This window comes from Streptomyces flavofungini, from assembly GCF_041028215.1.
Lineage (GTDB): Bacteria > Actinomycetota > Actinomycetes > Streptomycetales > Streptomycetaceae > Streptomyces > Streptomyces flavofungini_B.
In genome coordinates, this window is sequence record NZ_JASKYR010001432.1 from 1 (window position 1) to 931 (window position 931).

General features: G+C 76.0%; 1 protein-coding gene. It reads left to right on the forward strand.

Features of this window, described 5'->3' with window-relative positions; translation table 11 throughout:
• A partial coding sequence (locus AB8Z36_RS41510; RefSeq protein ID WP_440582144.1) for a ubiquitin-like domain-containing protein occupies positions 1 to 931 on the forward strand: 931 nt, incomplete at both ends.

The window sequence follows — 931 nt, forward strand, 5'->3', positions numbered from 1 at the left end:
TGCGGGGGGCCGGGAGCCTCCGGGGCGCCGGAGCCGCGGCGGTGGCGGGCGGCTCGGGGCGCCCCGACACGCTGCGGCGCCTCGTGCCGCAGGCCCTCGTCGTCGCCTTCCTCGCGGGCGGCACCTCGGCGTTCGTCGCCAACGACAAGGCCGTACAGCTCAGCGTCGACGGCAAGCCGCGCACGCTGCACACGTTCGCCGAGGACGTGGGGGAGCTCCTCGCGGACGAGGGGCTCGCGGTCGGCGCCCACGACATCGTGGCGCCCGCCTCGGCCACCGCACTGGCCAGCGGCGACGAGATCGCCGTCCGCTACGGGCGGCCCGTCCGGCTCACCCTCGACGGTGAGCGGCGCGAGGTGTGGACCACCGCCCGCACCGTCGACGGCGCGCTGCGGCAGCTCGGCGTGCGCGCGGAGGGCGCCCACCTCTCCACCTCCCGCGGCAGACGCATCGACCGCCAGGGCCTCGCACTCGCCGTCCGCACCGAACGCACCGTCACGATCATGGCGGACGGCCGGGAACGCACCATCCGTACGAACGCGGCGACCGTACGGGAGGCCGTCGCGGAGTCCGGTGTGACGCTGCGGGGGCAGGACACCACCTCCGTCGCGCCCGACAGCTTCCCCCGCGACGGGCAGACCGTCACCGTCATGCGGATCACCGGCTCCCGGGAGACGCGGGAGGAGCCGATCCCCTTCGACGTGGAGCGGACCGAGGACCCCTCGCTCTTCCGCGGCACGGAGGTCGTGGCGCAGCCGGGACGGCAGGGGACGCGGCGGGTGACGTACGCGCTGCGGTCGGTCAACGGGGTCAAGCAGCGGCCGCGGCGGATCGGCGCCGAGGTCGTGCGGGAGCCCCGCAAGCAGATCGTCAAGGTGGGCACCCGGCGGCAGCCGTCGTCGGTGGCGGGGGCGGACGGACTGAACTGGGG